This window comes from Actinoallomurus sp. CA-150999, assembly GCF_050942425.1.
Taxonomy (GTDB): Bacteria; Actinomycetota; Actinomycetes; order Streptosporangiales; family Streptosporangiaceae; genus Actinoallomurus.
This window is the reverse complement of the sequence record NZ_CP192063.1, coordinates 954,598-979,908: the sequence shown is the minus strand read 5'-3', so window position 1 is coordinate 979,908 and position 25,311 is coordinate 954,598. Positions and strand designations below refer to the sequence as shown.

Annotated in this window: 18 protein-coding genes; 6 read left to right on the top strand and 12 right to left on the bottom strand. The window is 70.9% G+C overall.

What is annotated here, in order from left to right; all coding sequences use genetic code 11:
* Window positions 1–2 precede the first annotated feature (2 nt).
* Window positions 3–419, bottom strand: a complete 417-nt coding sequence (locus ACQP2O_RS04620; RefSeq protein ID WP_360889313.1) for a Fur family transcriptional regulator — start codon at window positions 417–419, stop codon at window positions 3–5.
* A 353-nt stretch (window positions 420–772) separates the two neighbouring features.
* Between ACQP2O_RS04620 and ACQP2O_RS04615 the strand changes: the two genes are divergently transcribed.
* The gene (locus tag ACQP2O_RS04615; protein WP_433180186.1) at window positions 773–1,318 is read left to right on the top strand and encodes a YciI family protein; all 546 of its coding nucleotides are present in this window, start codon (window positions 773–775) and stop codon (window positions 1,316–1,318) included.
* A gap of 36 nt (window positions 1,319–1,354) precedes the next feature.
* On the opposite strand, the gene ACQP2O_RS04610 is transcribed toward ACQP2O_RS04615, so the two are convergent.
* Entirely contained in the window at window positions 1,355–1,840 is a 486-nt protein-coding gene (locus ACQP2O_RS04610) for an FABP family protein (RefSeq protein WP_433180185.1), read from the bottom strand.
* Window positions 1,841–1,927: 87 nt separating this feature from the next.
* On the opposite strand from ACQP2O_RS04610, the gene ACQP2O_RS04605 reads away from it, so the two are divergent.
* The 4 genes from ACQP2O_RS04605 (at window position 1,928) to ACQP2O_RS04590 (ending at window position 4,608) form a co-directional block, all read left to right on the top strand.
* Window positions 1,928–2,653, top strand: a complete 726-nt coding sequence (locus ACQP2O_RS04605; protein ID WP_433180183.1) for a GIDE domain-containing protein — start codon at window positions 1,928–1,930, stop codon at window positions 2,651–2,653.
* A 9-nt stretch (window positions 2,654–2,662) separates the two neighbouring features.
* Window positions 2,663–3,442, top strand: a complete 780-nt coding sequence (locus ACQP2O_RS04600; RefSeq protein WP_433180181.1) for a GIDE domain-containing protein — start codon at window positions 2,663–2,665, stop codon at window positions 3,440–3,442.
* 142 nt (window positions 3,443–3,584) lie between these two features.
* Window positions 3,585–4,235 (top strand): GIDE domain-containing protein, encoded by a 651-nt coding sequence (locus ACQP2O_RS04595; RefSeq protein WP_433180179.1) that lies wholly within the window; start codon window positions 3,585–3,587, stop codon window positions 4,233–4,235.
* A gap of 10 nt (window positions 4,236–4,245) precedes the next feature.
* Window positions 4,246–4,608, top strand: a complete 363-nt coding sequence (locus ACQP2O_RS04590) for a DsrE family protein (protein ID WP_360889327.1) — start codon at window positions 4,246–4,248, stop codon at window positions 4,606–4,608.
* 10 nt (window positions 4,609–4,618) lie between these two features.
* Here the strand turns inward: ACQP2O_RS04590 and ACQP2O_RS04585 are convergent, their stop codons facing one another.
* The 3 genes from ACQP2O_RS04585 to ACQP2O_RS04575 all read right to left on the bottom strand — a co-directional run bounded on the left by ACQP2O_RS04585 (window position 4,619) and on the right by ACQP2O_RS04575 (window position 7,248).
* Window positions 4,619–6,043: a metallophosphoesterase gene (locus ACQP2O_RS04585; protein ID WP_433180177.1), complete on the bottom strand. Its 1,425-nt coding sequence runs from the start codon at window positions 6,041–6,043 to the stop codon at window positions 4,619–4,621.
* A gap of 171 nt (window positions 6,044–6,214) precedes the next feature.
* Window positions 6,215–6,610, bottom strand: a complete 396-nt coding sequence (locus ACQP2O_RS04580) for a VOC family protein (RefSeq protein ID WP_433180175.1) — start codon at window positions 6,608–6,610, stop codon at window positions 6,215–6,217.
* 74 nt (window positions 6,611–6,684) lie between these two features.
* Window positions 6,685–7,248, bottom strand: a complete 564-nt coding sequence (locus ACQP2O_RS04575; RefSeq protein WP_433180173.1) for a thermonuclease family protein — start codon at window positions 7,246–7,248, stop codon at window positions 6,685–6,687.
* 327 nt (window positions 7,249–7,575) lie between these two features.
* Here ACQP2O_RS04575 and ACQP2O_RS04570 point away from each other — a divergent pair, with 327 nt between their 5' ends.
* A complete protein-coding gene (locus tag ACQP2O_RS04570) occupies window positions 7,576–8,802 on the top strand; it encodes a hypothetical protein (protein WP_433180171.1) in 1,227 nt (408 codons plus the stop codon).
* A gap of 7 nt (window positions 8,803–8,809) precedes the next feature.
* Here the strand turns inward: ACQP2O_RS04570 and ACQP2O_RS04565 are convergent, their stop codons facing one another.
* The 7 genes from ACQP2O_RS04565 to ACQP2O_RS04535 all read right to left on the bottom strand — a co-directional run bounded on the left by ACQP2O_RS04565 (window position 8,810) and on the right by ACQP2O_RS04535 (window position 25,059).
* Window positions 8,810–9,145 carry a DUF5955 family protein gene (locus tag ACQP2O_RS04565; RefSeq protein ID WP_433180169.1) on the bottom strand — a complete coding sequence of 112 codons (336 nt, stop codon included), beginning with the start codon at window positions 9,143–9,145 and terminating at the stop codon, window positions 8,810–8,812.
* A gap of 11 nt (window positions 9,146–9,156) precedes the next feature.
* On the bottom strand, window positions 9,157–10,983 hold the full coding sequence (locus tag ACQP2O_RS04560) for a hypothetical protein (RefSeq protein ID WP_433180167.1): 1,827 nt from the start codon (window positions 10,981–10,983) through the stop codon (window positions 9,157–9,159).
* Window positions 10,984–11,059: 76 nt separating this feature from the next.
* Window positions 11,060–13,933 carry an ATP-binding protein gene (locus ACQP2O_RS04555; RefSeq protein ID WP_433180165.1) on the bottom strand — a complete coding sequence of 958 codons (2,874 nt, stop codon included), beginning with the start codon at window positions 13,931–13,933 and terminating at the stop codon, window positions 11,060–11,062.
* 56 nt (window positions 13,934–13,989) lie between these two features.
* The gene (locus ACQP2O_RS04550; protein WP_433180163.1) at window positions 13,990–15,480 is read right to left on the bottom strand and encodes a class I adenylate-forming enzyme family protein; all 1,491 of its coding nucleotides are present in this window, start codon (window positions 15,478–15,480) and stop codon (window positions 13,990–13,992) included.
* Entirely contained in the window at window positions 15,480–16,463 is a 984-nt protein-coding gene (locus ACQP2O_RS04545) for a phosphotriesterase family protein (protein ID WP_433180161.1), read from the bottom strand. Before ACQP2O_RS04545 ends, ACQP2O_RS04550 begins: the two co-directional genes overlap by 1 nt.
* Window positions 16,464–16,760: 297 nt before the next feature.
* Window positions 16,761–24,230 carry a hypothetical protein gene (locus ACQP2O_RS04540; protein ID WP_433180159.1) on the bottom strand — a complete coding sequence of 2,490 codons (7,470 nt, stop codon included), beginning with the start codon at window positions 24,228–24,230 and terminating at the stop codon, window positions 16,761–16,763.
* Between the two features lie 643 nt (window positions 24,231–24,873).
* The gene (locus ACQP2O_RS04535) at window positions 24,874–25,059 is read right to left on the bottom strand and encodes a hypothetical protein (protein ID WP_433180157.1); all 186 of its coding nucleotides are present in this window, start codon (window positions 25,057–25,059) and stop codon (window positions 24,874–24,876) included.
* Between the last annotated feature and the right edge of the window lie 252 nt (window positions 25,060–25,311).

Genomic DNA, 25,311 nt, shown 5'->3' with positions numbered 1-25,311 from the left:
GCCTACGTCGTCCGGCAGTCGCGGCAGCGGCCGTAGACCGTGAGGTGCTGCACGTCGGTCTCGAAGCCGTACTCCTGCTCCAGGACGTCGACGAGGCCCTTCGCGACGGTCGGGGTCACGTCGTAGACCTCACCGCACCCCCGGCAGACCAGGTGGACGTGGTCGGCCTCGCTGGCGAGATGGTAGGTCGGCGGTTTGTGCCCCAGATGGGTGTGCTTGACCAGCCCGAGCTCTTCGAGCAGCTCCAGCGTCCGGTAGATCGTGGAGATGTTGACGCCGCGCGCGGTCCGCTGCACCTCGGTGCAGATCTCCTCCGGGGTCGCATGACGCAGCGCGGTGACCGCCTCCAGCACGAGCTGGCGCTGCGGGGTCACCCGGTAGCCCCGCGCTCTCAGCTCCTCGTGCCATGGTTCCGCCACGAGCCCGAGTTTATGTCCCGTCGGGCGTCCTGCGGGGGTCTCCCGGAACGGACCGCCAAAAATCCCCTTGCCTCGTCCGTGGCCGCTGATCTAACGTTCGGGCTAAGCGGGAAAGGAGGTGGTCCGAAAGTATGCATAGTACGAGGACTCGTGAGGTGGCTGTCCGTTAGCCGCAGTCCCGCCTCAACCCCGCCCCGACGCGGGTGAGGTAGACCGGCCGAGGACGCGGCCGGCGAATACCAGGCAGACACCCGACCCCCGTGGCCGGTCGACCCAGTCCTGTCGACCCCTGCACCAGCAGGAGCAGCCCGGGGGTCGTTCCTTTTCTCCCAACGACACGAAGACTGCGGGGCATGGAGTTCTTCTGCTACCACCGCGACCGGCCCGGCTCCGAAGCGCTGCGCCACGAGCTGGTGGAAGAGCACTGGTCCTACATGGACCGGTACGAAAAAGAGTTGATCGCCCGCGGCCCGACCTTCCTGGCGGATGACACGCCCACCGGCAGCGTGCACATCGTCGACCTGCCCGATGCCGCCGCCGCCCGCGCGTTCGCCTTCGACGAGCCGAACCACCAGGCGGGTGTGTACCGGGACGTGCTGCTGCGCCGGTGGCGCAACCTGCTGGGCCGCACGATGTGGGAGTTCCCCGGTGGCCGGACCGGCGGCAGCCGGTTCCTGGTGCTCGGCCTCGGCCCGGACAGGGACGCCGACCTCGCCGTTCCGTCCGACCAGGACGAGCTGATCGCCTACGGGCCACTGCTGTCCGACGACGGCGCCACCTGGCTGGGTACGGCGGCGCTGGTCAGGGCACCGGATCCGGAGGCGGCACGCGCCATCCTGGCCTCGGACCGGTACGCCGACATCGAGGTCCACGAGTGGGAGTTCGGCGGACGCCGGTAACGCCGGCGTCGTCCACGTCCGCGTCCGCCGAACCGCTCAGGACACGCGTTTCAGCTGCGCCGACAGGTGGGACTGGAGGCTCTGGCCCTCCGCCGCCATGTCGTACGCGTAACCCAGGTCCTCGCCGATCAGCCCGTACAGCCGCTTGCCGGCGGTGTACTCCTTCGCGGTCTCGGTGCGCGCCACGACGTCCGTGATCAGCTCGACCCGGTTGAACCCCGCCTGCCCCACGTAGATCTCGGCGATTCCCGTCGGGTGCGCGAGCACCAACTCGATCTTTCCGCCGGGGTGCGCGCGCCAGTAACCGCTCTCCCGCGCGAGGGGAGCCGCGAGGTTGCCTTCATCGTCCAACCGCCATGTACGGCTCGTGTAGATCAAGTACGGCTTACCGTTGTGGCTGAAGGAGAGCTCTTGTCCGAAGCGGAAGCTCTCGACGGTCGGGTAGCCGCCGACCCCCGCCCCCTCCCAGTCTCCGAGAAGGAACGCCAACGGCTCGAGGTTGGGATGCAGCTCAGGTTCCATGTTCGGCCAGCGTAGCGGGCCCGGCCCGGACGACGACACCTCGTCGACCGCAGGGCAATGTCCGAATCGCCCCCTGGAGGTTCTCGCGTGTTCATTCCCTTGATCGTTGTCCTGTTCGGCCTGCTGATCGGCGTATGGGCGTACCTCCAGCAGCGCAAACACGACGCGATGCACGCGACGCCGACCCGCAGCTGCGCCGAGATCGCCGAGTACGACTCGCCTGTCACCTGCGAGGTCAAAGGGACGGCCGTGCCCGGACGCGCGGGCCCCGTCAAGGCGCCGTTCTCCGGGCAGCCGTGCGTGTGGCATCGGACGAAGGTGACGGTCCGCTATGAGCACCACGAGTACCGGGACGGCGAGCGCCGGACGACGACGCGCGAGCGGACCGTGCACGACGAGACCCACGGGGCCCCCTTCGGCGTCCGGGACGCCACCGGGGAGATCGTCGTTTTGCACGACGGTGAGCGGGTGGACGGCGCCGAGCAGTCCTTGTCGCACTACGAGCCGGCGGGGAGCGACGTCAACCTGTTCGGGCTGCGCCTGCGCGTCAACTTCAGCAACGTGAAAGGCCACCGCTACGAGGAGTGGATCATCCCGCAGGGCCAGTCGATGTACGTCCTCGGAGCGGCGATGGCCGAGGGCGGCCGGCTCCGCATGCGCCGGCCCGACGCCGACCCGTTCATCATCTCGACGCGCTCGGAGGAACAGCTGTCGTCGTCCCTGCGGCTCAAGTTCATCTTCGGCTATGTCGCGGGCGGCGCGGTCTTCGCCGGCGGCCTGGCCTGGTTCGCGATCAAACTGATCCACGGGTGAGGCGACGCCTTGATCGACTTTCTCATTCGCTTCCTGATTCCCCTGGTCCTCGCCGCAAGCGGCGTACGATTCCTCTTCGAGGCGTACGTCCAGCAGCGCAAGCGCAACGCGATGCGTGCGGCGCCGACCGTCACCTGTGCCGAGATCGCCGAGTACGACGAGCCCGTCGTCTGTGAGGTCAAGGGGACGGCCGTGCCCGGTCCCGAGGGACCGGTCCGGGCACCGTTCTCGCAGCAGCCGTGCGTCTGGCACCGGTCGACGGTGACGGTCCGCTACCAGGACACCGAGACGCGCGACGGCAGGACCGAGACGACGACGCGGGAGCGGACCGTGCATGACCAGGTCCACGGGGCGCCCTTCGCCGTGCGCGACGCCGCGGGGGAGATTCTCCTGGTCCACACCGGCGAGGAGGTCGACGAGCCCCCGCAGTCCCTGTCGCACTACGAACGCGCCGGCCGCGACGTCAACCTGTTCGGTCTGAGCTTCCGGGTCAACTTCAGCAACGTCTTGGGCCACCGCTACGAGGAGTGGATCGTTGCCCCGGGCCAGCCGCTGTACGTCCTCGGAGCGGCGATGGCCGAGGACGGACGGCTCGTCATGCGCCGGCCCGACACCGGCCCGTTCATCATCTCGACGCGCTCGGAGGAACAGCTGTCGACGAGCCTCCGGGTCGATCTCATCTGGGGCTACGTCCTGGGAGGCGTGTTGCTCGCCGCCGGCCTGGTCTGGCTCGTGCTCGAGCTGATGCACGCCGACCCGGGCGGTCACCTGGTCCGCCTGATCACGTAGGGGGGCTTCCCAGAAGTGCTCGACGGCGCGACGCGCCCCGCGTGCACCGCGTTTAATCGGCGGTAACCTGATCCGATTCGCGATCACGGTGAACCGATCGGTCCCGCATCGCGTCTGATCTTCCTATTCTCGAGGAGGACCGTTGTACGCGCTGATGTCATTGATCACGGCGGGCGTCGAGGCGGGCGCCGACGCGATGGCCAAGACGATCGGCAAGGCGCGCAGACGGCGGGCGATGGACAAGGCCGAGCCCCTCGTCGACAACGCCCCCGGGGCGGCACGCGAGGTCGCCGGGCACGCGGTCACCGGTCCGGGCGGCACGGTGACGGCGCCGCTGTCCGGGGTGTCCTGCGTCTGGTACGCCGTGACCGTGCTCGAGCGGTACTGGGCGTGGCGGCCAGGCCCGCTCGGCCCGACCAGGGTGGTCCGCCACGTCAAGGTCGCCGAGCAGCTCAGCGGGCCGCTGTACGTGAGCGGTGACACGGCCGCCGTACGCGTCGACGCGCACGGTGCCGAGCTGGAGCTGGGCGAGCCGGCGTTCGCGGAGTTCGAGGACTCGCCGCACGGCCCGCTGATCGCGCGCCTGGCGGCCCTGCTGGGCGCCCCTCCCCGTCCGCGGCACCGGGAGCGGACGATCGGTTTCGTCGTCGAGGAGCGTGTGATCACCGACGGGGAGCCGCTGCGCGTCGTCGGCCCGGCCCGTACCGAACTGGGGGACCTTGTCCTTGCCAAGAGCGCGCTGCGGCCACTGATCATCTCAAGGACCGTGCCGGTTTCCAGCCCGGAGGACTAGTGTGCCGGATATGGCACGATCACTCGTCATCAAGGTGACGGCGGGCGCCGAGGCACCTGAGCGTTGCAACCAGGCGTTCACGGTCGCCGCGGCCGCCGTGGCCAGCGGCGTCAGCGTATCTCTGTGGCTGACCGGCGAATCCTCCTGGTTCGCGCTTCCCGGCCGGGCCAAGGAGTTCGAGCTGCCGCACGCGACCCCGCTGGAGGACCTGCTCGGCATCGTGCTGTCGGCCGGCCGGATCACGGTCTGTACGCAGTGCGCGGCGCGCCGGGACATTACCGACGATGAGGTGCTGCCCGGCATCCGCATCGCGGGTGCCCCGACCTTCGTCGAAGAGGTCACCACCGAAGGCGTCCAGGCCCTCGTCTACTGAGCCGCAGCGGTCACCGGGCCACCCGGACGCCGGACAGGTCGCGGGCGGTAACACTGTTGCGGTCCGCGACCGACGGGCCGAACGAGAACTGCGGCCACAGCCCGTTGATCTCCTGCCGGCTGCGCTCGCTCCACTCCCTGGCGAGGTCGTCACGGGTCTTGTAGAAGTTCAGTGCGTACCCGCCGCTGTGCACGCGCAGCAGGTTGAACCCGCCGGGATACTCTTTGACCGCGCCCACCTCCTGCTGGGTCACGTGCCGGCTGCCGGGCAGCACCGTGCGCTTGTTCCGGTGCGTGTGGCCCGCGTGGTGCAGGAAGACCCCGGGCGTCCGCTCGTACGCCGCCATGATCGACGCGGTCTGGCCGACCTCCAGCGAGGTGCCGCCGCTCACCGCCAGCGGATCGTCGAGGGACAGCAGCGGATGGTGGCCGAAGACGATCGTCGGCTGATCCTTGTGCTCCTTCAGCTCCGTCTCGAACCAGGCGAACTGCTCACGCGACAGGCCGCCCGCGTCTCCACCGTTGCCCGGCTTGTCGTAGGTGTCCAGCCCGATGATCCGCAGGCCGCCGAGGTCGTGGGTGAAGTACGTCGGCCCGTCGGAGAACGCGTCGCGGAAGCAGTCATGCCCCTGCCACTCGCCGACCCTGCAGGAGGCGTACGCGGGGCCGTCGTGCGCGCGGTCGTGATTGCCGCGTGCGACGAAGTAGTCGCGGCGGTAGGCGCCGAAGCCGTCGAGGATGCCCTTGGCCGTGCCGAGGTCGCCCGGCACCGCCTCCGAGGACACGTCGCCGGCCGCGAAGAGGTAGGTCGCGCCGCGATGCCGCGCGTCCTTCACGAGCGCCTTCGCCATGATCTCCGGGTACGGCGGTCGACCGGGAATCTGGGAGATGCCCTTGATCGGCAGCCCGCCGATCAGCCCCGCGACGGTCTCGCCCAGGTGCAGGTCGTTGCAGAGCGCGATGGAGAACAGGAAGCGGCCGGGCGGCGGCTGCGGTGTCGTGAAGGAGAAGGTGCCGCCGGTCAGCGGCGTCCCGGCGGCTCCCGCCACGGGGGTCGGCGACGCCGTCCGGCCCCGCGACCGCGCCTGGTAGTAGTACGTCCGGCCCGGCTCCAGGCCGGTGACCTCGATGTAGTGGTACGGCGTGTGCGCCGCGCCGCCCACCGTACGGGTCAGCCGGTCCGGGCGCGTGCCCCAGAGGATCTCCCCGTCCGCCGGGGCGGGGCGCATCCGCCCCAGCCCGTCGTCGGTGCCGGCCACGCCGGTGTACCAGGTGAAGATCGCGCTGGTCTCGGTGAGGGTGACGAGTTCGAGGTTGACCGGCCGGACGTCGGACGCGAACGACCGACCTTCCCCGACCATCGACATGAGGGAGAACCCGGAGACGATCGCGCTCAGGCGCAGCAGTTCGCGACGGCCGGGCCGGCAGCAGAACATGAGCCGGACGCTAGGCCGCCGCGAAGATCACGTCCATAGCGCCACAGCCACAACACCAGAGTCAGGCCACACCCGGCCACCGCCCCTTCCGGGAGGGCTCCGCACGCGGGCACCGTACGGTGCCGCATGCGCAGAGCCCCCAGGGTTTTCCACAGCCTGTGGAAGTCTCGGTCAGTGGCCCTGCCCGCTCGGAGTGACCCACTCGACCAGTTGAACGATCACACCGTTCGGATCGGTGACCTGGAACAGCCGCTCTCCCCAGGGCTCTTCTCGCAGGGGCATGGTGATGGCGACGCCCGCGGCGCGGAGGCGCGCCTCTTCGGCCGCCAGGTCGGTGACCACCAGCGCGATGATGACCCCGGCCGCATGCCGGTCCCGGAATCCCTCCGGGAGTACCTCGATCCCCCGCCGCAGGAAGATCACGTCCATGGCGGCGTCGTCGCGGTTGAGCGAGGCGAATCCCTCGGCGGCCATCACCTCCTTGTAGCCGAAGTGGGTGGTCAGGAAGGTGGCGGACGCCGCGACGTCGTCGACGGTCAGCGAGACAGCCGAAGAGGTGACCTGCATGGAAATCCTTTCATCCGAACTCCGTACAGCATACGACGTACAGAGTACGGAGAAAGTTCCCGCTCTTCCCCGACTCATCGGCATGCCCGCCAGAGACCGGCGCCGGACCGGCGAGCGGCGGTCTCGGCCGCATCCAGAAGCGGGGCGTATCGGGTGTCGGGCGGGATGGCCAGCGCGCGGGCGAATCCGGCTCGGACCAGTGCCGCGCTGACGAGGCGACCGCGGCTCGTCCACAGGTGGAGGAGCCGTCGGCCGAAGCGGTCATACGGCTCGCGATCACCGATGACGCGCACCGCGGAGCCGACGGGGACCAGCCGACGCAGCGCGCGGGCCGCCTCGGCGCCGTAGCAGTCTCGGCGCGCCCAGGTCTCGGGGGCGTCCACTCCGATGAGCCTGACGCGCAGCCCCCGGCCGCCGATCCGCAGCAGAACGGTGTCGCCGTCGACGACCCGCACCACGAGAGCGGTCCGCGCCTCCGGTGGCGGCTCCGGTCCGGCCGCACTCACCGCGGCGTCGCTCCCCGAAGGCCGGCCGGCGTCTCGCGCCGCGCCGCCCCCCGGCAGGCGCCCGGTGTCCCACACGAAGACGCCACAGATCGCCGTCAGCATCACCGCTCCGGCGAGAGCCCATCTCCACATGACGTGAAGTATCCGATCCGGCACCGACAGTTATCATTCCTTGCGAACTCGGTGAAGTCCCTGGGCACAGGGGTCTTCGCTCCGATTCGCCGGTCTCGCCCGCGGCTCTTCACCGTGGATTTCGCACGCCCACGGATTTCGCCGTCCCCGCTTCGTGATGGAGGCGTGTCCTACAACGATCCACACGTGATCTCGTGAGTCGGCAGAATCTCCCGAGGAAAGGGGCAGTGCATGAAGTGTCCGGCATGCGACAGCCATACGCCTTCGGGGCGTCCGACCTGTACCCGCTGCGGGGCGTCGCTCCCGGCGGTCCCACCACCGCCGCCGGTGCAGGAGACCTCTCCACCGCCTGAGCAGGAGACCTCACCGTCCGGGCAGGAGACCTCACCCTCTGGAGCGGTCTCCCCGCCGGCCGGACAGGAGACCTCATCCCTGGGAGCGGCCGCCCCGCCGGCCGGACAGGGGACCTCACCTCCGGAAGCGGAGGTCCCGCCGGCCGGGCAGGAGGCCTGGCCGATCCGGCTGGAGAACCCGCTCTCAGGGCTGGAGGCCCCACCTCCAGAACTCGATGCCCCGCCCCCGAGGTATGAGACGCCGCAATCGGAGCGAGGGCCCTTCCAGCCGCGGCACGGGGAGACCGTCGGATACGGGCCGGTCGAGACGCCTCTCGACGCCTCGACCGCGCCGTTCGAGGCCCCCACCGAGGAGCGCATGGCGGCGCAGGCAGCGGAATTCCTCCAAGGCGGCGGCGACCCGGGCCTGTCGTCGGACACGGCCTATCTCTCTCCGGGCACGGCCTACTTCGACGACGACGGCCTCCGGCACTGGGGGGCTCCGCCGACCGCCCACGACGCAGCCTCGCAGGGGGAACGGCACGGGCACCGCAAGACCCCGGATGGGAGCACGCGGAGGCGGTGGATGATCCCGCTGGTGGCCGCCGGCCTCGTCACCGTGACGGCGGTCGGCCTGGCACTCGTCGTCGATCTGTCCACCGGCTCTCATCCGGCGCCGAAGCACCGTACCGGCCCCGAGCCCAGCGCGCTTCAATCGACCGGAACGCAGCTCGACACACCGCAGGCCGGTGACTCACCGTCGGGCCCCGCGGCCAAGGGCGCCGCGGCCCAGGCCGCCGCCGTCAACGTGATCCTGCAGGCGGGCAAGGCCGCGCACGACAGGCTGTCCGTCAGCATGGCGACCTGCGACGACCTCGTCTCGGCGGCCCCGGCGTTCCAGCAGGTCGTCCAGGAACGGCAGAACGAACTGGCACAAGCCCGGCAGGTTCCGACGGACCAGCTGCCCGGTGGCGCGGACCTGAAGCAGGCGATGATCGACGCCTACTCGAGTTCCCTGGACGCGGACAAGGCGTATGTGGCCTGGGCCCAGGAGACGCAGGCCGCGGGATGCGGCGGGGGCGAACCCCCGCAGTCCGCGAACCACGACGCCGCCATCGCCGCCAACGACAAGGCGGGCCCCGCCAAACGGCGTGTGGTCGCCCTGTGGAGCCCCATCGCGCAGAGCCAGGGACTGCCCGTCTACGCGTGGGGCGAGTTGTAGGACGTCGTCAGGGCAGGTGAACGCCGAGCTTGTCGGCGACCTCTTTCACCGCGGTGGCCAGCGCGCCGACGGCCGCGACGCGTTCGGACAGGCGTTTGAGGGTGTCGGTCAGTCGGCGCTTGTCCGGCTTGTCCTTGCCGGCCTGCTCGCGTACGTCGGCGAGGTCGTCGCGGGCCTCGTCTCCCTCCTCGAGCCGGGGCGCGTGCTCGTCGAGCAGCCGCTCCAGGCGCACCAAGGCGTCGGCGGACTCCGCCGAGCCGATGGTCATGCCGCGGTTGTCCTGTGATCCCGAGCCGGTGTTGATCGGCCCGTAGTTACCGCCGCTGATGGAGAAGTCGCCCATGCCGCCCTTTCCTACGTGATCGTGATGCCGCGGTTGTCCTGCGAGCCGGACCCGGTGTTGATCGGCCCGTAGTTGCCGCCGTTGATCATCACGCTCTGCTCGATGATCTGGTTGGCCTGCATGCGGTAGGCCGACACGTCGATGTCCCGGCTCTGCAGGTGGTCGAGCACGGCCTCGTTCAGGCGCCGCTCGACGAGCCGGGAGTACTTGTGCGCGTCGAGGACCTGAAGGTACGTCGGGAGCGTGTCCTCGGCGGCCAGTTCCCGCACGCTCAGCCGGGCGCCGTAGTCGTACGCGGTGAGCCGCTCGGGGTGCTGGTCGTCCTGGAGCCGGGCGGCCGCCATCTGGCCGAGCGTGCGGATCGCCCGGAACGGCCCGATGACGCCGTCGCTCAGCACGGAGAGCCAGCGACGCCGTATCGCCATCGCGATGAGCGAGGCGTCGGTGCACGAGGCCAGGTGGTCGATCAGGTGGTACTCGCGGCGAATGGGCGGCAGCACGTCGGCCACGAACTGCGCGTAGAGCATGTGCCCTTCCACCGCGAGGTAGATGAACACCGACACGACGATGTCCTGATCCTCGGCGGGCGCGATGACCCGGTCGGCCGCGTCCCGGACCGCCTGGCCCTCCGCTCCGATGGTGACGCGCTGATAGCAGCGGACGCCGCCCTGCGGGTGCCTGACGATCGACTCCCGGCATGCGTCCGTGGCCTTGGAGTACGGCATGCCCACCGATCCGTCGATCAGGGGATGCCCGGCGTAGTCCGGCACGTTGAAACCGGGCTCGGACGCGCGCGGGTACTGCGTGCAGTCGCCGCGCGCCACGACGTGGTAGTCGATGTTGAGCCCGGCGATCCGTTCGTTCGGCGGGAGACGCCGGCGCGGGTCGGACCGGTCCGGTCGATCGCCGTCGGCGGCCGGCCATTCCTCGCTCATGGCCATGAGCCGCCGGCGCACGTGCTCGTGCAGCGCGACCGGGTCGACGGTCTTCGCCGTCGTGTCCGGCGTGGCGGGCCGGTCGAGTTCCACGACGATCGACCACGCCCTGGCCCACGGGGAGTCGGGCGCCCCCGACCCGATGAAGGGGTTGTCGCCGGAGTACAGCGTGACGTTGCCGACCTGGGCGTCGACCAGCCGCTCCGCATGGCGCCGCGCGCGAGGCGTGAGGACGTCCAGCTGCGGGGTCCGGGCACCAGGGGCGAGGTCCGTCCGCATCATCCAGAAGACCAGCACCTGCCAGCCGAACGGGATGACCAGCATCGCGATCCAGAGCAGGACGGTGCACGAGACGTACAGCCACGGGTTGCCCCAGAGGCCCGTCGGCAGGGGCAGCGGCCCGCCGTTCTGCGGCGAGTACCCCGAGTTCTGTGCCGCGATGTAGGCCCAGACGACGAAGGCGAGCACGCTGATCAGCCAGAACAGGAAGTAGAGCACCACCAGCGCCCAGGCGACCTGGAAGCGCCGGCGCCAGCCGAACCGCCGCCAGGGCACGAGCCGGGCCACGGCGAACGGCACCGCCGTCCAGAAGAAGGTCGACGCCGCGAACGGGCTGATGACCGCGCACCCGATCAGGACCGCCCAGATCACGAGATCGCGGATGAGTTGCAGCCGGCGGGCCCGGACGGCGTGCGTGATGACCGGCCCGACGTCGAAGCCGTACGACGGGACGACGGCGCGGTGTTCGGGGTCGACCAGCTCGCCGATGACCTTCCGGCAGAAGCCCTCGTCGAGGTAGGCGGCTGCGCAGAGATACCGGGTCGCGGTGCTCATCACCCCGGGTATCGCGGCCCGTCGCGCATGCTGGAAATGGCTCTCGGTCCGCACCGACTCCGCAACCATGCGGGGATGGTAAACGTCCGACGACTCCCGGTATCGACCGAAGCCCGGAGTTGATCTCCGATCGTGACATCGGGAGTCAGCCGGCGAAAGGCGGCGGTCCGTCCGGGTCGGCGAGGCCGTCGATGAGGTGTTCCGGCCAGGAGAGCACGTGCGGCAGCCACGCCGCCCGCATCGTGTCGGCGACGTGCCGCAGCCGTTCGTCGGCGTCGACGCCGACCGCCACCACCGCGAGGTCGCGGTCGAACTCGGCGTCGTCGTCGGCGCCCAGGATCGCCGTACGGGCGATGGGCCGGTTCGCCTCCAGCGCCATCGACAGAGGGTGCCGGCGCAGGGCGCGGACGCGGTGGCCGAACAGCGGCTCGGCGGGCTCCCGCAGCCCCGGCAGCTCGTAGTCCAGCGGCGGAGCGGGCGCGTACTTGTCCGGCACACCCTGGCCGGACGGAAACAACCGGTCCATCTCGTGCAGCCAGCGCAGCTGTGGGATCACCCATTCGGCGCCCGGCCGGACGCCCGTCAGGCCGGGCTCCCCGCCGAGCAGGCGATCCGCCGCACCGGCCACGGTCGCGGTGAGCTTCTCCGGAGCGTACGCGGTGCGCAGTGCCTCCGAGCGGCGGCCGACCGCGCGGTCCAGCACTGTCGCGAGCATGCACTCGCGCAGGCGCGCGGGCTGCGCCGCCCATTCCCGGCGAAGGTCGGCCGGCACGGCCGGCGTCGGGCGGTCGACGACGTAGGCGAGGACCAGCGCGTCGGCCCAGACCCGCAGCCACGCCCACGCGGCCGCCGAGGCGAGCAGGTCGGCCTCGCGCAGCTCGTACAGCGAACACGCCCGGCCGTCACGGCACTCGCAGCCGCACGCGGCCGACCGGCGGCCGGCGATCGGCGGGACCGGGCCGGGCAGCGCGCGCTCGCGGTCCTCGCCGAGCGGGACGCGAACCCGCACCGGGCGGTCCATCCCGTCCGCGAAGACCGCGGCCACGCCCGGCGGCAGGGAGACGACCTCGCGGGACTGCTGGTCGTCGAGGTTCATGGCGGCCCCGACGATGTGCCGGTCGTCGTACGCGGGCAGCCGGTGCACGACCTTGAGCGCGGTGTTCTTGACGACGTCGGGGACGAGTTTGGTGGGGATCTGCTCGGCCACGACGATGCCCTCGCCGTACGCGCGAATCTCGGCGAGCATCCCGGCGAACAGCTCGACCGCGTGCGCGCCCGCGCTGTTCTCGCCGCGGTTGCGCAGCAGCCGGTGCGCCTCCTCGATGACGATGACGTGCCCGAGGCCGCGCGGGGTCCGTCCGCGGCGGGCGCGCAGCCGCAGGTGCTCGACGATCCGGATGATCAGCGTTCCCATGAGGAACGCCTTGTCCTCGTCGTTGGCGACGTCCTCGACGGCGAGCACGATGTTGCGGCTCAGCAGCCCCTCGATGTCGGCGGGGTGACCGCCCTGGAAGAACCGGCCCGCCGAGCCGATGCGCAGGGACCGGAGCCGTACGTCGACGAAGCCCTTCACGTCGGCCATCAGCTCCTTGCCGTAGCCGACGTCGCCGATCACGTCGAGGGCGGCGTTCTGCAGCTGTTCGAGGGTGGGGATGGCGGGCTCGATCGGGGATCCGGGGCGACCCCGACCGGTGACGACGTCCCAGCCGTTCGCCTCGTACACCCGCTGGAGCGCCTGCGACATGATCTGCGGGAAGGGCTCCTCGGCGTCGAACGCCGCCTGGAACAGCGCCCGCACCATGTCGATGTGCGCCTGCACGGGATACCCGGGCTCGGGCGCGAGCGGGTTGACCGAGAGGGGCACGGCCGCCGGGTCGGACGGGTTGATGACGGTGACCGGCGCGCCGACACGACCGGACATCGCGGCGTACTCGGACTTGGCCGGCTCGATGGCCAGCCAGGGGATGCCGCTGCGGGTGAGCTGCTCGAGCAGGTGGCGGACGGTCTGCGACTTGCCCGACCCGGTCGACCCGGTGACGAAGACGTGGCGGTTGACGGTCTGCAGCGGCACCGTGAACATCCCGACCTGCCGGTCCTGGCCGTCAAGGATCGCGCCGAGGGCGACCCCGGCCGCGGCCTCCTCCCCGCCGACCTCGGAGGTGACGTCGAAGTAGCCGGCGTCGAGCACCCGCAGCCCCGGCACCTCGCGGCGCGGCAGGCCGGCGAGCGCGGAGAGGGCGCCCGCCGTCGCGACGAACGGCGACCGCAGATCCTGGTCCTGCGTGTCGACGTGCAGTGACTCGTGGAAGCGCACGGCGCGCTCACCGGAGCGGAGCCGGTACGGGTGGTGGCTCATCTCCACCGACCCGACGAGCACCGGCGCGATCTGCTCCAGGGCCTGGACCGACTCCGCGCCGGCCAGAACCCGGACGTTCCACAGCCCCGCCTCCTGGAACGCGTCGAGCTCGGCCAGCCGACGCTCCAGGCGTTCGACGGCGAGCTCGTCGTCGCCCCGGCGCCGCATCTGCAGCTCGTACTGCAGGTCGGTGACCTGGTCGCGCAGCACCTGCTCGCCGCACTGGTCGGCGATGACGAGCCAGCCGAACGGCCGATCCATCAGCGTCACCAGCGTCGACTCGAACAGGCCCGGCCCGGTGCCGGCCCGCGAGGAGGCCAGCGGCGGCGCCAGCCTCGCCGGGCAGCGCGTCCACGTCATCGCGGCGGCGTCGTCCAGCCACTCGTCACCGATCGGTACGCCACGCGCGCCGTGCGGGAACAGCAGCCCCTGCTGCCGGTCGTGCGTGAGGTGCAGCGGCCCGGCGTTGGTGATGAGCTGGAGCGGCGCGCCGCCGCCCCGTGACATCCACCCCACGACGAAGGGCCGCCGGCCCTGCGCGGCCGACAGCACGGCCGGCAGCACCGTGACGAAGTCCCACTCCGCCGACGCCGCGTGCGCGGGCGAGAGGATCGCCTGAATGCGGTACCACGGCCCTTGGAGTCCCCCGATCACACCTGCCACCCGAGCAGGATTTCAGGGCCGCGCCCGCCATGCCAGAGGATCAGCCGACGCGGCGCTCAGCGCAGGGGGCCGCCCCACTTGGTCTGGTCGCGGACGCGACGCTTGAGCAGCTTGCCGCCGGGATTGCGCGGGAGCGGGTCGGTCCGTACGGCGATGTACTGAGGGACCTTAAAGTCGGCCAGCCGCTCGCGCAGGTGGGCCAGCACTGCGTTCACGTCGAGGTCGGTGCCCGGCATCGGGACGATGACCGCGCCGACCTTCTCGCCCATCACCTCGTCGGGCACGCCGACGACCGCCGCGTCGAACACGCCGGGCGCCCCGGCCAGGGCGTTCTCCACCTCGACGCTGTAGACGTTCTCCCCGCCCCGGTTGATCATGTCCTTCGCCCGGTCCACGATGTGGACCAGCCCCTCGGCGTCGATGCGGGCGATGTCGCCCGTGTGCAGCCAGCCGTCCACGAACGCCGCGGCGGTGGCCTCGGGCTTGTTCCAGTAGCCGGCGACGACGTTCGGGCCCCGTACGAGGAGCTCACCGGCCTCCTGTTCGCCGTCGAGCAGGTCGAGACGCAGGTCGCACACCGGCACCGCGAAGCCGACCGAGTCCGCGTGCGCCGCCGCGTACTCGTGCGGCAGGTACGTCGTCAGGCTGGAGGTCTCGCTGAGCCCGAAGCCGTTGCCGACCCGTGCGGCGGGGAAGGCGTCCTTGATCCGGCCGACCAGGTCCGGGGCGATCGGCGCCCCGCCGTACGACAGGTAGCGCACCGTCGAGACGTCGGTCGCGCGGAACGCCGCGTCGTTGACGGCCAGCCAGTAGATCGCCGGGACGCTCGTGAGGACGTCGATGCGCTCCTCCTCGATCGCCGCCAGGAACGGGCGCACCTCGAACTTCGGCATGATCACCGTCGTGCCGCCCAGATGGCAGGTGAGGAGCAGCTGGCTGTTGCATCCGGTCACGTGGAACAGCGGCACGGACACGAGGTTCCGCGTCGGGTCGCCGCTCTGGATCCGCTTCGCGCGGCGGCAGCTCTCGCAGTTGGACAGGAAGTTGGCGTGCGTGGTCACCGCGCCCTTCGGGAAGCCCGTCGTGCCGCTGGTGTAGAAGATCGCCGCCGGGTCGTCGGGCCGCAGGTCCTCGACCGCGTACGGGGTGCCGTCCGGGAGCGGGCCCTCGGCGACGTACGCCGCGCCGCTGTCGTCGATGACGTAGCGCGCCTCCTCCTCGGCGAACCGCGTGTTCACCGGGACGGCGATCGCCCCGGCCAGTTGCGCGCCGAAGAAGGCCAGCACCCAGTCGACGCCGTTGCCGTACCGGATCGCGACGCGGTCGCCGCGGCCGACACCGGCCGCCCGCAGACCGCCGGCCACCCGGGCCGCGCGGTCCCACAGCGCCTGATACGTCAGCCGCGGGCCGCCGCCGGTCTCGACGACGGCCTCCCGGTCCGGGTTCGCGTCGACGGTCGCCCGCAGCATGTGGACGACGCTGTCGGGCAGGCCGGTGTACCGGGCGATCCCGTCGGAGCCGCGCACCACTCCCGAGGCGTCGAACATCAGATCCCCCGGGTGAAGTAACGCCGTGGGTTGCCGACGAGCATCTGGTCGAGCTGCGCGTCCGAGACGCCCAGCTCGCGGAGCGCGGGCAGCACCTCGTCGCTGATGTGCTCGAACTGCCAGTTCGGCATCGTGGACCGCACCTGGTCGTGGGCGCCGGCCCAGTAGTCGATGAAGCAGCTCGCGTCGTGGCTGAGCACCATCCGGTCGGCGTAACCCCGTTCGCACAGGGCCGCGATCGTCCGGACGCGGTCCGGCGTCGAGTTGTAGACGTCGAGCCCGAACCGGTCCATGCCGAGGATCGCGCCGGTGTCGGCCAGCTCCATCAGGTAGTCGAGGTCGTTGGTGTCGCCGGCGTGCCCGATGACCACCTTGGACAGGTCGACGCCCTCCTTCGCGAACAGGTCCACGGCGAGGCGCCCGGCCTGCGCCGGGCTGGAGGTGTGCACGGTGATCGGCGCGCCCGTCTCGCGGTGAGTACGGGCGACGGCGCGGGCGATGCGCTCGACGCCGGGCGTGAGGCCCTTCGCCTCGACCACGCACTTGAGGAAGGCCGCCTTCACGCCGGTGCCCGCGATGCCCTCGACGATGTCGCGCGTGAAGTCCTCGACCATCGGCTCGGGCATGTCGACCAGGAGGCCCGGCCCCCGGTGCTCGTACTGATGCGGGACCTCGTCGTAGGAGTACAGGCCGGTGGCGACGACGATGTTGAGCTCCGGCACCTGCTCGGCGATCCGCTGGACGCGCGGGATGTACCGCCCGAGGCCCCACACCGTCGGGTCGACGATCGTGGTGATCCCCTTGGCCACTGCCGCCCGCAGCTTGGCGACCGCGTCCTGGACGCGTTCCTCCTCGTCCCACCAGGCCGCGGCGCCGTAGTTCTGCACGTGCTCGGCGGCGAGCACGAAGACGTGCTCGTGCATCAGCGTCCGGCCGAGCGCGGAGACGTCGACGGTGCCGCGAACGGTCTCGACAGTGGGCATGGAGGGCCTCCCATGGCGTACATACCGACCAGTCGGTATCGGCCAACGTACGGCCGACACCGGAGCGCCGTCAATGGACTACGAGGAGCGTTCGGAAAGGTGCCGGCGGCCGGTCGGGCCGGGCATGGAATGCCGCCACCAGCGGAGAGCGCGGCGCGGTAACCGGCCCCACCGACATCCGGCTTCGGTGGGACCGGTGATCGAGAACTGTAGACGCCATGGATCGGCGACTCCAGCCGCCGCACACGGCGGCATCGCGGCCATAGTCGGCCACCGCGATCACTTCGACGCGCTCACTTACTCGCCCTCCTGCGGACGCTCCACCGGTTCCGGCTCCCGTGCGGGCGCCGTCGGGAAGCCCGGGGCGGTCGGCGGTGGGTTCTCGATGCTCGCGGGCCGGTGGACCAGGCCGGGGTGGCGGCGCTCCAGCTCGGCGGCGTCGTCCGCGGTGAGCCTGATGTGCAGCGCGTCCGCGACGTCGACGAGCAGGTCCGGGGCCCCCTCCCGGTGGAACACCAGGACGACGTCGGCGCCGTACATGATGTTCTGGTCGGTGACCTCGATGTTGCGTTCGCGGATGTTGACGTTGTCCGCCTCGTGCGCGACGGACGAGCCCTTCCCCTGACCGTGGGAGACCATGAGGCCGTGGCCGCCGGAGGTGCCGCCCGACCCTCCGCCTCGCACGCTGGAGTCCGTCCCGTGCACTCCGCCGTCCCGCTGGTTGGTCGCGGTCTGGGAGTACTCCCGCCGCTTGAGCAGCGCCTGGGCGTCCTCCTTCAGCGCGGTGACGTTCATGCCCACGGTGATCTTCTCGCCCGGCCGCAGGCCGTCCACCGTGTACGAGTGGTCGAGCAGCGACGTGACCTGCGACATCATCGTCGCCGGCTCGGTCTGCTTCCACAGCTTCATGCCCTGCGGCCTGCTCAGCTCGAACCCGTTGGGCCGGTCGGTCTCCGCGGGCGTCGGTCCGCGGCGTTCCGGCGGCAACGCCGCCAGCGGGGCGTACTCGTGCACGACCTCCGCCCCGGGGAAGGAGATGCGGCCGACCATGTCGCCGAGGGTCCCGTTGACCTCCGTCGGCCCCGTGTGCGTCTGCCATCGCGGGAACTCTCCGCTGACCGGCGCCCATCCGGACACGTGCTCGCCCTCGCCTGCCACCGTGGTGAGGTGGTCGGGGACGACCAGCCGAACGCTGCCTCCCACAGTGGCGCTCTCGCTCCCGGCCGACTGGACGCGTTCGAAGTATCGCGCGGCGGCGTCGTTGCCGGTCAGCCGCGCGACCGCGTCCGCGCCGCGCCGGATCGCGTTGATGCCGTGTTCGAGGCCGTGCGGCGGGTCCTTAGTCTCGACGATCTCGATCTCGTACTTGAGTCCGTGCGTGAACTCCTGCGAGCCCTCACGTGTCTGGCGCCGGTCGATGTCCTTCACTCCGGTGCCGTCGCTGTGCTCGGTCTCGGACCGGTGGACCCGTCCGCCCCCGACCTGGCCTCCGCGGCTGGAGCCCGACTCACCCTCGGCCATGCCTCGCACGAGGCCCTTGAGGCCGTGGCCGGAGCCCTGCCCATGGGACGTCTCGGATCCGCTGAGCCCCTGAACACGCGCCATGTGGCTGAGGTCCGGGCGTTCGGCCGTGTGCGCTCCGCCTTCCAGCTCCGCCCGGACGCGGATGCCCACGTGCCGGGTGAAGCCGTAGGCCGACTCGACCGGGTACCACTGGACGACGCCCCTGCGCAGGGATGCCAGGTTCGCGGCCAGGGCCGGTTCGCCGAACGCGTTGCGGAGCATCTCCCTCGCCGGGCCGCCCTCGGGCAGGAGGCCGCGGGATTCGAGCATTCCCTCGACCTTCGGCAGCACCGCCTGGCCGTCGAAGCGCTCGACGTGCGCGGAGGTGATGGCGAGGTCGGGCCGGTAGGTCCGCGGTTCGCTCACCGGCTGGGGCACGACGGGGTCGCCCTCCTGGCCGTGGACGTCCGGCGCGGTCGCCAGGTGGTGATCCTGGGCGATCCGGTCCGGCATCATGAAGTCCGCGCCGTCATTCACGCGCAGGTGAACGGTCTGCGCGTGGTGCCCGGCCGGCGCGTCCGGGGTGACCGACAGGTACAGGTCCGAGCCGCTGAAAGAGTGCGTCAGCCCGTCGCTGCTGTAGGTGCCCCGGATCACGTCGCTCGCGCCGGTGTAGTCGCTGCTGCCGGTCCGGCGGCCGACCTCGCCCATCCCGCCGACCTCGCCGACGCCCTTGACCTCGACGCCGCCCAAGTGGACCTTGCCCCGGCCGCCGACCTTCAGCTCGCCTTCGGCGCGGAGGTCCGTGCTCGTCGCGTCCTTCATCCGGGAGTTCGCGGCCCGGTAGTGCTCGATCTCGATGCCCGTCCGCGCCGTGGCATGCTCCGGCGTGCCGAAGTGCGCCCGCAGCGTCATGCCGCGCGTGCTGCCGTCCGGCTGGGTCACCTGGATCCGCCAGCCGTCCCGTGAGGTCAGGTCGGCGAGGTGCGCCTCCAGCGCCGACGGCCGGGTGGCCTGCAGGATCTCCGGTGGAACATCCAGGAAGTCGGTCGGCGCCGGCCGGCCGTTCGCCTCCGCCTCGGCCCGCGCCACCTCGAACGGAAGGTCGTGCGAGGCCCCGAAGCTCGGGAAGACGCCGGTGGTCTGGCCCGCGAAGTCGATGTGGTCGTCGGGGAGCGTGTCCACCCGCTCGACCCGGCCGACCTTCGCGACCTCATCCGGCGTGACCGTGGCCGCCGGCGCGTGCTCCTGCGGGACCACGACGCGAGCGGAGACGTCGTCGCCGCTCACCGCCCAGGACTGGTCGGTGAGCTGCTTCCGCCCGTCGTTCACCCGCAGCCGTACGTGGTGCCGCATCTCCTTGGTGATCTCGGTGACGGGCCCGTCGGTCTCGGTCCGGCGGTACTCCGTGTTGCCGCCCAGGAAGGTCACCGACTTCGACTTGCCCCCGCCGGCGTGCAGGGAGACCTTGGGAGCGTCGACCCCGACCTCCCCCACCTGGAACCGGACGTTCCCGGCGACCTCCGCGCCGGCGCCGGAATGCCGGCTCTGTCCGACCGCCGTCCCCGAGCCGGCGAGCTTCCGGTCGTTCACCGTCATGTCGAACTCTTCGACGTTCCGGCGTTCGCCCAGCTGGGCCCGGTGGGCGATCTCGATCGTGTGCTTGCCGACCTTGATCGTGTGCGTGTCGCCGTGCAGCAGGTCGGCGAGCGTACGGCCCTCCATGGCCGAACGGCCGAACCGCGCCTCCAGATCCAGCGCGAGCTGGCGCCGTACACGCTCCGGGAGGTCGGGCAGTGCCGTGTCGATCTCGTGGCGCAGCTCCGTGACGACGCGCTCGGCGCCCCGGAGACCGGTCAGCTTGCCCATCCCGGCCCCGCGACCCGCCGCGAGGTGCGCCGGCTCCGCGGGGTGCGGCTCGTGCGGCGCGACGGGCAGGGACTTCGCCGGATCGGCGTGGACGGGGAGCCCGTGGCCCGGCGCCTCATCCGGGCTCTTGCCGGTCTCGCTCTCGTGGGGCGGCGGGCCCTGCTCGCCGGTCTCGCGGGGCGACGGGCCTTGCTCGCCGCTCTCGTGGGGCGACGGGCCCTGCTTGCCGGTCTCGCCCCCGTGGGGAACCGGGGAGGTTCCCGTGCCGGCCTCGCCTCCCAGGCGGTCGGGCACGGCGTGGCCCGGTGGCACCTGGTGGCCCTGGCCTCCCGTCGCCGGGTCGCCCGTACGAGGCGTCTCCCCCTGCGGGGCGGTGGCGTGCTCGCCGGAGCCCGGGGGAAGGAGACCCTCGGTCTTGACGCCGCCGAGAAGGTCCGTCTCGAACCGAGCGGCGTCGTTCTCCCGCACGGCCAGCTCCATCGGCACGTCGACCGGGAAGCTGCCGAACCGGGTCTCGACCTCCATCCGGACGATCGCGTGGTACCGGGCGACATCGGCCTTCTGCACCAGCGTGATCTTCGGGAGAGTCGTGTGCGAGTACGAGACGACGTGGTTCTTGCCGCCCTGGTAGCTGCCGCCGATCCGGGCGAAGAACTTCGCCGCCGGGTTGTCCATACCGAGCTTCAACCCGAAGTTGAAGCCCCACTTGTGGCCGAACTGGTGGGAGTCGTTGGTCGTGGTCAGCAGGCCCTGGTCGTCGCGCAGCACCGCCTGGCGGATCGGCGTGTCGCTGTCGGGCAGCCGCTCGAGACGCAGAACGCGCGATCTGACGGTGCCGTCCGGGGTCGGCAGCTCACCGTTCAACAGGTCCCGGCTACGGTTCAGCAGGATCTGCTGACCGAGGTGACCGTTGAGATCACGGTTGACGATCTCCGCGATCCGCTTGGGCGACATGCCCGCCTGCAACGCCTGGCGCTGGAACTCCGTCACCAGTTTGTCGGTCTGGACGGCGGTGACGACCACGTCGTGGTTGCGCACCGAAGGCGCCCGGTCCGACGTCACCATGTGACGCGGCGCCGGAGGCCGGTCACTGGTGCCGACGGACGGCCCCTCGCGGTGGAACTGCTCCGGGAAGGGAACGGTCAGGCGCAGGTCGGGAGCGACGCCGCCGTACCCCCGATCGGCCCCATTGACGTGGGCCTCGATGCGAACCGTCCAGTCGAAGAAGTCGTGCTTGAACGCCACCGACTTGTGACCGGCCATGACCTCCGTCGACGAGCCGTGCGCGTGACCCGAGACCTTGCCCACGTTCGGCCCCGGGAAGCTGACCCTCTCCAGTCCGTCGGAGTTGTCCAAGAACTCGACGACACCACCGGCCTCGTCCCGATGGACGCGCGCGCCCTCCTTCGCTCCCGCGCCCGAGCCGCCGAAGGACACCGTGTAGTGACGCGCGCCTTCAGGCGTCTCCACATGCGTGTACGTGTCGAGCCTTGGCTTGATCCACACCACGTGTCCGTGCGACTCGAACGCGATGCCGTCCTGCAGAACGTCGGTCCAGCGGTCGGGGTTGGGATCGCTCAGTAGGTCGCGGACGTATGCCTCGACCTCGGCCCGGACCTTCGGGGGGAGATAGTCGGGGAGGCCCGCGGCCCACTGCCGCGCGGCCTCCGCCGGATCGATCGGCAGGCGGGCACCCTCCACCCCCGTCCCGTCTCCGAGCGCGCCGTAGTCGGTGTACCGAGGCGGATGGATCTCGGGCCGCGGCTCCGCGGAAGGCTCCCCGTCACCGGTCTCGGTACGCGGCGCGGTGGTCTCGGACGATCCCGCGTGCCCCGAGGACTCCCCGGTCGGTTCGGACGTATCGGGGTGCGCGGCAGAGGACTCCCCGGTCGGCTCCCCCGCCTCGCCGCGCGGGACCGGCGATGGCCCTTCCGCCTCGGTACGCGGCTCACCGGTCGACTCGGTACGCGGCTCCGCAGGCGGCTCGGTACGCGGCTCCGCAGGCGCCTCGGTACGCGGCTCCGCAGGCGCCTCCGTACGCGGCTCCGCAGGCGGCTCGGTACGCGGCTCGCCGGTCGGCTCGGTACGGGGCTTCGCGGTCGGCGCAGTGCGCGGCTTCGCGGTCGGCTCGGGACGCGGCTCGCCAGCCGGCTCGGTGCGCGGTTGCGTGGTCGGCTCGCTTCGCGGTTCCTCGACCGGCTTGGGCGGATCGGCGTGCGAGGTCTGCGCCGTACCAGTGGGCTCGTTTCGGCCGGCCTCCGCGGGCTCGGTCGACAGGCGGGTGCCCTCCGGCGCCGTGCCGTCTCGATGCGCGCCGTGGTCGGTGTTCTGCGACGGATGTGGCGCCGGCGTCTCAGACCTCGCGTCGTTGTAGGCCGCAAGTCGATCCTGCGCGTTCTCGGCGAGCCTTCTGGCCGTGCCGGCGGCCACCTGCGCCTCGAACTCCGAGGGGTGCTCATTCGTGGCGGCGTGTTGGAGGGAGTTCCGCAGCGCGTCGTAGCCGATCTGCGCCTCACGGGCCTTCTCCAGCGTCTTCCGGCAGGACGCGGCGTCGTCCGTGTGACGTGCCTGGTCGCGCAGTGCGGCCTTGCTCTCGGCGAGTGCCTGGTCGCTACGTTCCCGGGCCCCGTGACCGCCCTCCGCCAACGCCGTCAGCGAGTCATTGAGGGCGGCTTCGGCCTTCGCTCCCGCCTCTCGCGCCAGCGCCTCGTGGGCGGCCACGCGTTCCTGGAGAACCCCGGCGTCTCGCCGCAGGGAATCGGCGAGCCTGCCCGCCTGCGCGGTCGCCTCCGCGTGCGGCGTGGCCGTCGCCTCCCTGCCCGGGGTTCCGGCGGGGTGCGAGGTCTGCGGCGCGTGAGAGTCCGGCGGAGCCGACGCCGTCGTCGACGAGGAGTCGGCGTCGAGCTGTTCGACCCGCTGCGTGATCGTCCGTGCCGTGTCCCCGTACTGTTCAGGCTGCAGCAGCGGATCCGGCTCCGTGGGTCGGCCACCCGGCTCCGCGTGCGCGGGAGGACCGTCCGGCGTCGAACCGACTGTCGGCTGGGCCGCATCTCCCGGCCCGGCCTCCGTCTGTTCGGGTGAGTGGTTCAGCAGTCTGTCGAGCTCGGTCGTTCCCCGACCGGAGGTGCCCGTGGCCGCATTCGCCGGACGAGACTGCTCGGAACCGTTTCCGTTCAGGAGGGAGCCGATGTCACGGCGGCCGGTGCCCGCCGCCGACGGTTCGGCCTGCCCGGTGCCGCGGACCACCGGCTCACCCGGACGCGATGGGAGCGCCGGCCGAGAGCCCGAAGCACCCGGCTGGATCCCTACGGTCGAGGTGCCGTCGGGCCCGCGCGCTGCGCCGGTACCCACGCCGTCGGCCCCTGTGCCGGCGGCCAGAGGCTGCGAGGCGGGCGGAGCCTGGGTGCCGCCGGGCGATTCCGCGGGGCGCCCGTTCCCGGCCGCGAGACCCGAAAGGTCCGTCCCGCCGCCGGTGGGGGTTTCGTGGCTGCCGGCCAGTGTGGTGCCGTGCGGGCCGCCGCTTTCGGGAACCGGAGGCACGGGCACCGAGCCGTCGCCGTTCGAACCACCACTGTTCGAGCCGCCATCGTTCGAACCGCCATCGTTCGAACCACCGCTGTTCGAACCGCCATCGTTCGAGCCGCCGCCGAACCGCCCCGCGGCATGCTGGCCCAGTTCCTTGGCGGCCCCGAATCCGGCCATCCCGAACCCGAACGCGGCCGCCTGACCGACATTCATGTGATTCGGGTCGAAGATCGCCTGACCCGCCAGGTTCCCCGCCGTACCCGTCGTGCCCGCGAACCCGAACCGGGCACCCACGCCCTTCATCCCCGGCGCGCCCATCCAATCCGCCAGCTTCGTCGTCAACGGATTGGCCTGCCGCGCCACCGCACGCCCCGCCAACCCCATCACCCCACCAGCAACCGCACCCATCCCCACCGATTTGCCGAACTCACCCCAATTCCAGCCCTTCTGCACCCCCTCATGAATCCGCGCATACTGCCCGGCGGCGTCCATCCCCCCGCCGAACCAGGCACCCACCGCCGCCGCACTGAGCACCTGATGCTGACCCGCCCACACCGCGATCCGCTGAAGAAACAACTTCAACGAAAACCCCTCAGCCTGCGACGAGGCCAACGCCACCGCCTCCGAGGCACCCGCAGTGAAAAACGACCACGCGAACCCGATCGCCATCGTGATCACCACGAACGCACACGAAAGCTCGAACTGCAACCGCGCCGCCCGCTTCTGCGCCTGCAACCCCTCCACCCAGGAGGCCAGCCCCTGCAACGTCCCCTCCAAGAACCGCAGGCCCCCGAACTCACCCCCACCCGACAGGGCTTGGGCGAACGTCTTGAACTTGTCGGTGGCCTCACCGGCATTCAAACTCGTCACCGCACCGGCATGATCATCCAACGCACCCGCAGCCTGACCCACCGCATCCGCACACGCCGACAACGCCGACTGCATCCGAGCCAGCCCGTCCATACTCCCGTCCGGCCACTGGCACCCCCCCACCAGCATCTCCAGGAAGAACAAGCCTTTTTGCACGATCTCCGGCAGCTCGTCGAACTCACCCACCGCACGATCAAAACCCGGCCGATCCCGCTTATACGGATCCCCCACCGCCCGCGCCCCATGATCCGCACCCGCCGGAATATCCCCACCCACCGTCGACGCCGACTCCGCCAACTGATACTGCTGACCGGCCACCTTCAACATCCCACCGGTAGCCCGCACCAGATTCACCGCATCCTCAAGCGCGTCCAAACACCCATCCCGCGCCGCACCAAACCCCGGAGAACCCTCACTGCCGTTCAGAAACGCCTGACCAATGTCGTCGTTCCCCCACGCAGCCCCCGCCCCCGACAACTCCGACACCAAAGTGTCCACCGCCGAAGCCAGCGTGTACGACAACTCCGAAAAACCCTGACCCGACTTCCCCCACGACTTGAAATTGACGTCAAGACCAACGCTCACGACTCACCCCACGATGAAATTCCGTAGGGACATCGCCGTACGGCCGGCTGCCGGGCGTTCATGCCGTGGAAAGCGGAGGGTCGAAGCGAATGCCGCGCGCCTCGGCACGTGCACCGATCGTGACGGAGATGCCGGCGTGTGTCCGAGCGATCGCGGTCGTGTCGCGGGTGCCGTGCCGCAGCCGCCGAGGCTCCTTGAGCCGTTCTCGATGGTTGACGATGACGTCCTGCGCGGGCGTCTGCATTCTGTCCCCGACTCCAGATCCCCTGATGATCTCCCTAGACCATCGTCCCGATACCGGATGATCTGTCAACGCATGGCGCTCATCGGAACAGGCTGGTCATCGAGGGTTGTGACCTGCGAAGACACCACGTACGGCAACCCGAAGGGAGGCGGCGTTCGGCGTACGGCGGCCGACCGTTCAGCAAAAGTTCAGCTGCCGCCACACCATCCGCGGCGAGCCACCCGCGGGCGTGGGGAATGACGCGGCGATCTC

Bases quoted from the DNA above. Each gene is read 5' to 3' on its own strand.
- ACQP2O_RS04615 (WP_433180186.1), top strand. From the start codon at position 773: ATGGAGTTCTTCTGCTACCACCGCGACCGGCCCGGCTCCGAAGCGCTG.
- ACQP2O_RS04610 (WP_433180185.1), bottom strand. From the start codon at position 1,840: ATGGAACCTGAGCTGCATCCCAACCTCGAGCCGTTGGCGTTCCTTCTC.
- ACQP2O_RS04590 (WP_360889327.1), top strand. From the start codon at position 4,246: ATGGCACGATCACTCGTCATCAAGGTGACGGCGGGCGCCGAGGCACCT.
- ACQP2O_RS04585 (WP_433180177.1), bottom strand. From the start codon at position 6,043: ATGTTCTGCTGCCGGCCCGGCCGTCGCGAACTGCTGCGCCTGAGCGCG.
- ACQP2O_RS04580 (WP_433180175.1), bottom strand. From the start codon at position 6,610: ATGCAGGTCACCTCTTCGGCTGTCTCGCTGACCGTCGACGACGTCGCG.
- ACQP2O_RS04575 (WP_433180173.1), bottom strand. From the start codon at position 7,248: ATGTGGAGATGGGCTCTCGCCGGAGCGGTGATGCTGACGGCGATCTGT.
- ACQP2O_RS04565 (WP_433180169.1), bottom strand. From the start codon at position 9,145: ATGGGCGACTTCTCCATCAGCGGCGGTAACTACGGGCCGATCAACACC.
- ACQP2O_RS04560 (WP_433180167.1), bottom strand. From the start codon at position 10,983: ATGGTTGCGGAGTCGGTGCGGACCGAGAGCCATTTCCAGCATGCGCGA.
- ACQP2O_RS04550 (WP_433180163.1), bottom strand. From the start codon at position 15,480: ATGTTCGACGCCTCGGGAGTGGTGCGCGGCTCCGACGGGATCGCCCGG.
- ACQP2O_RS04545 (WP_433180161.1), bottom strand. From the start codon at position 16,463: ATGCCCACTGTCGAGACCGTTCGCGGCACCGTCGACGTCTCCGCGCTC.
- ACQP2O_RS04535 (WP_433180157.1), bottom strand. From the start codon at position 25,059: ATGCAGACGCCCGCGCAGGACGTCATCGTCAACCATCGAGAACGGCTC.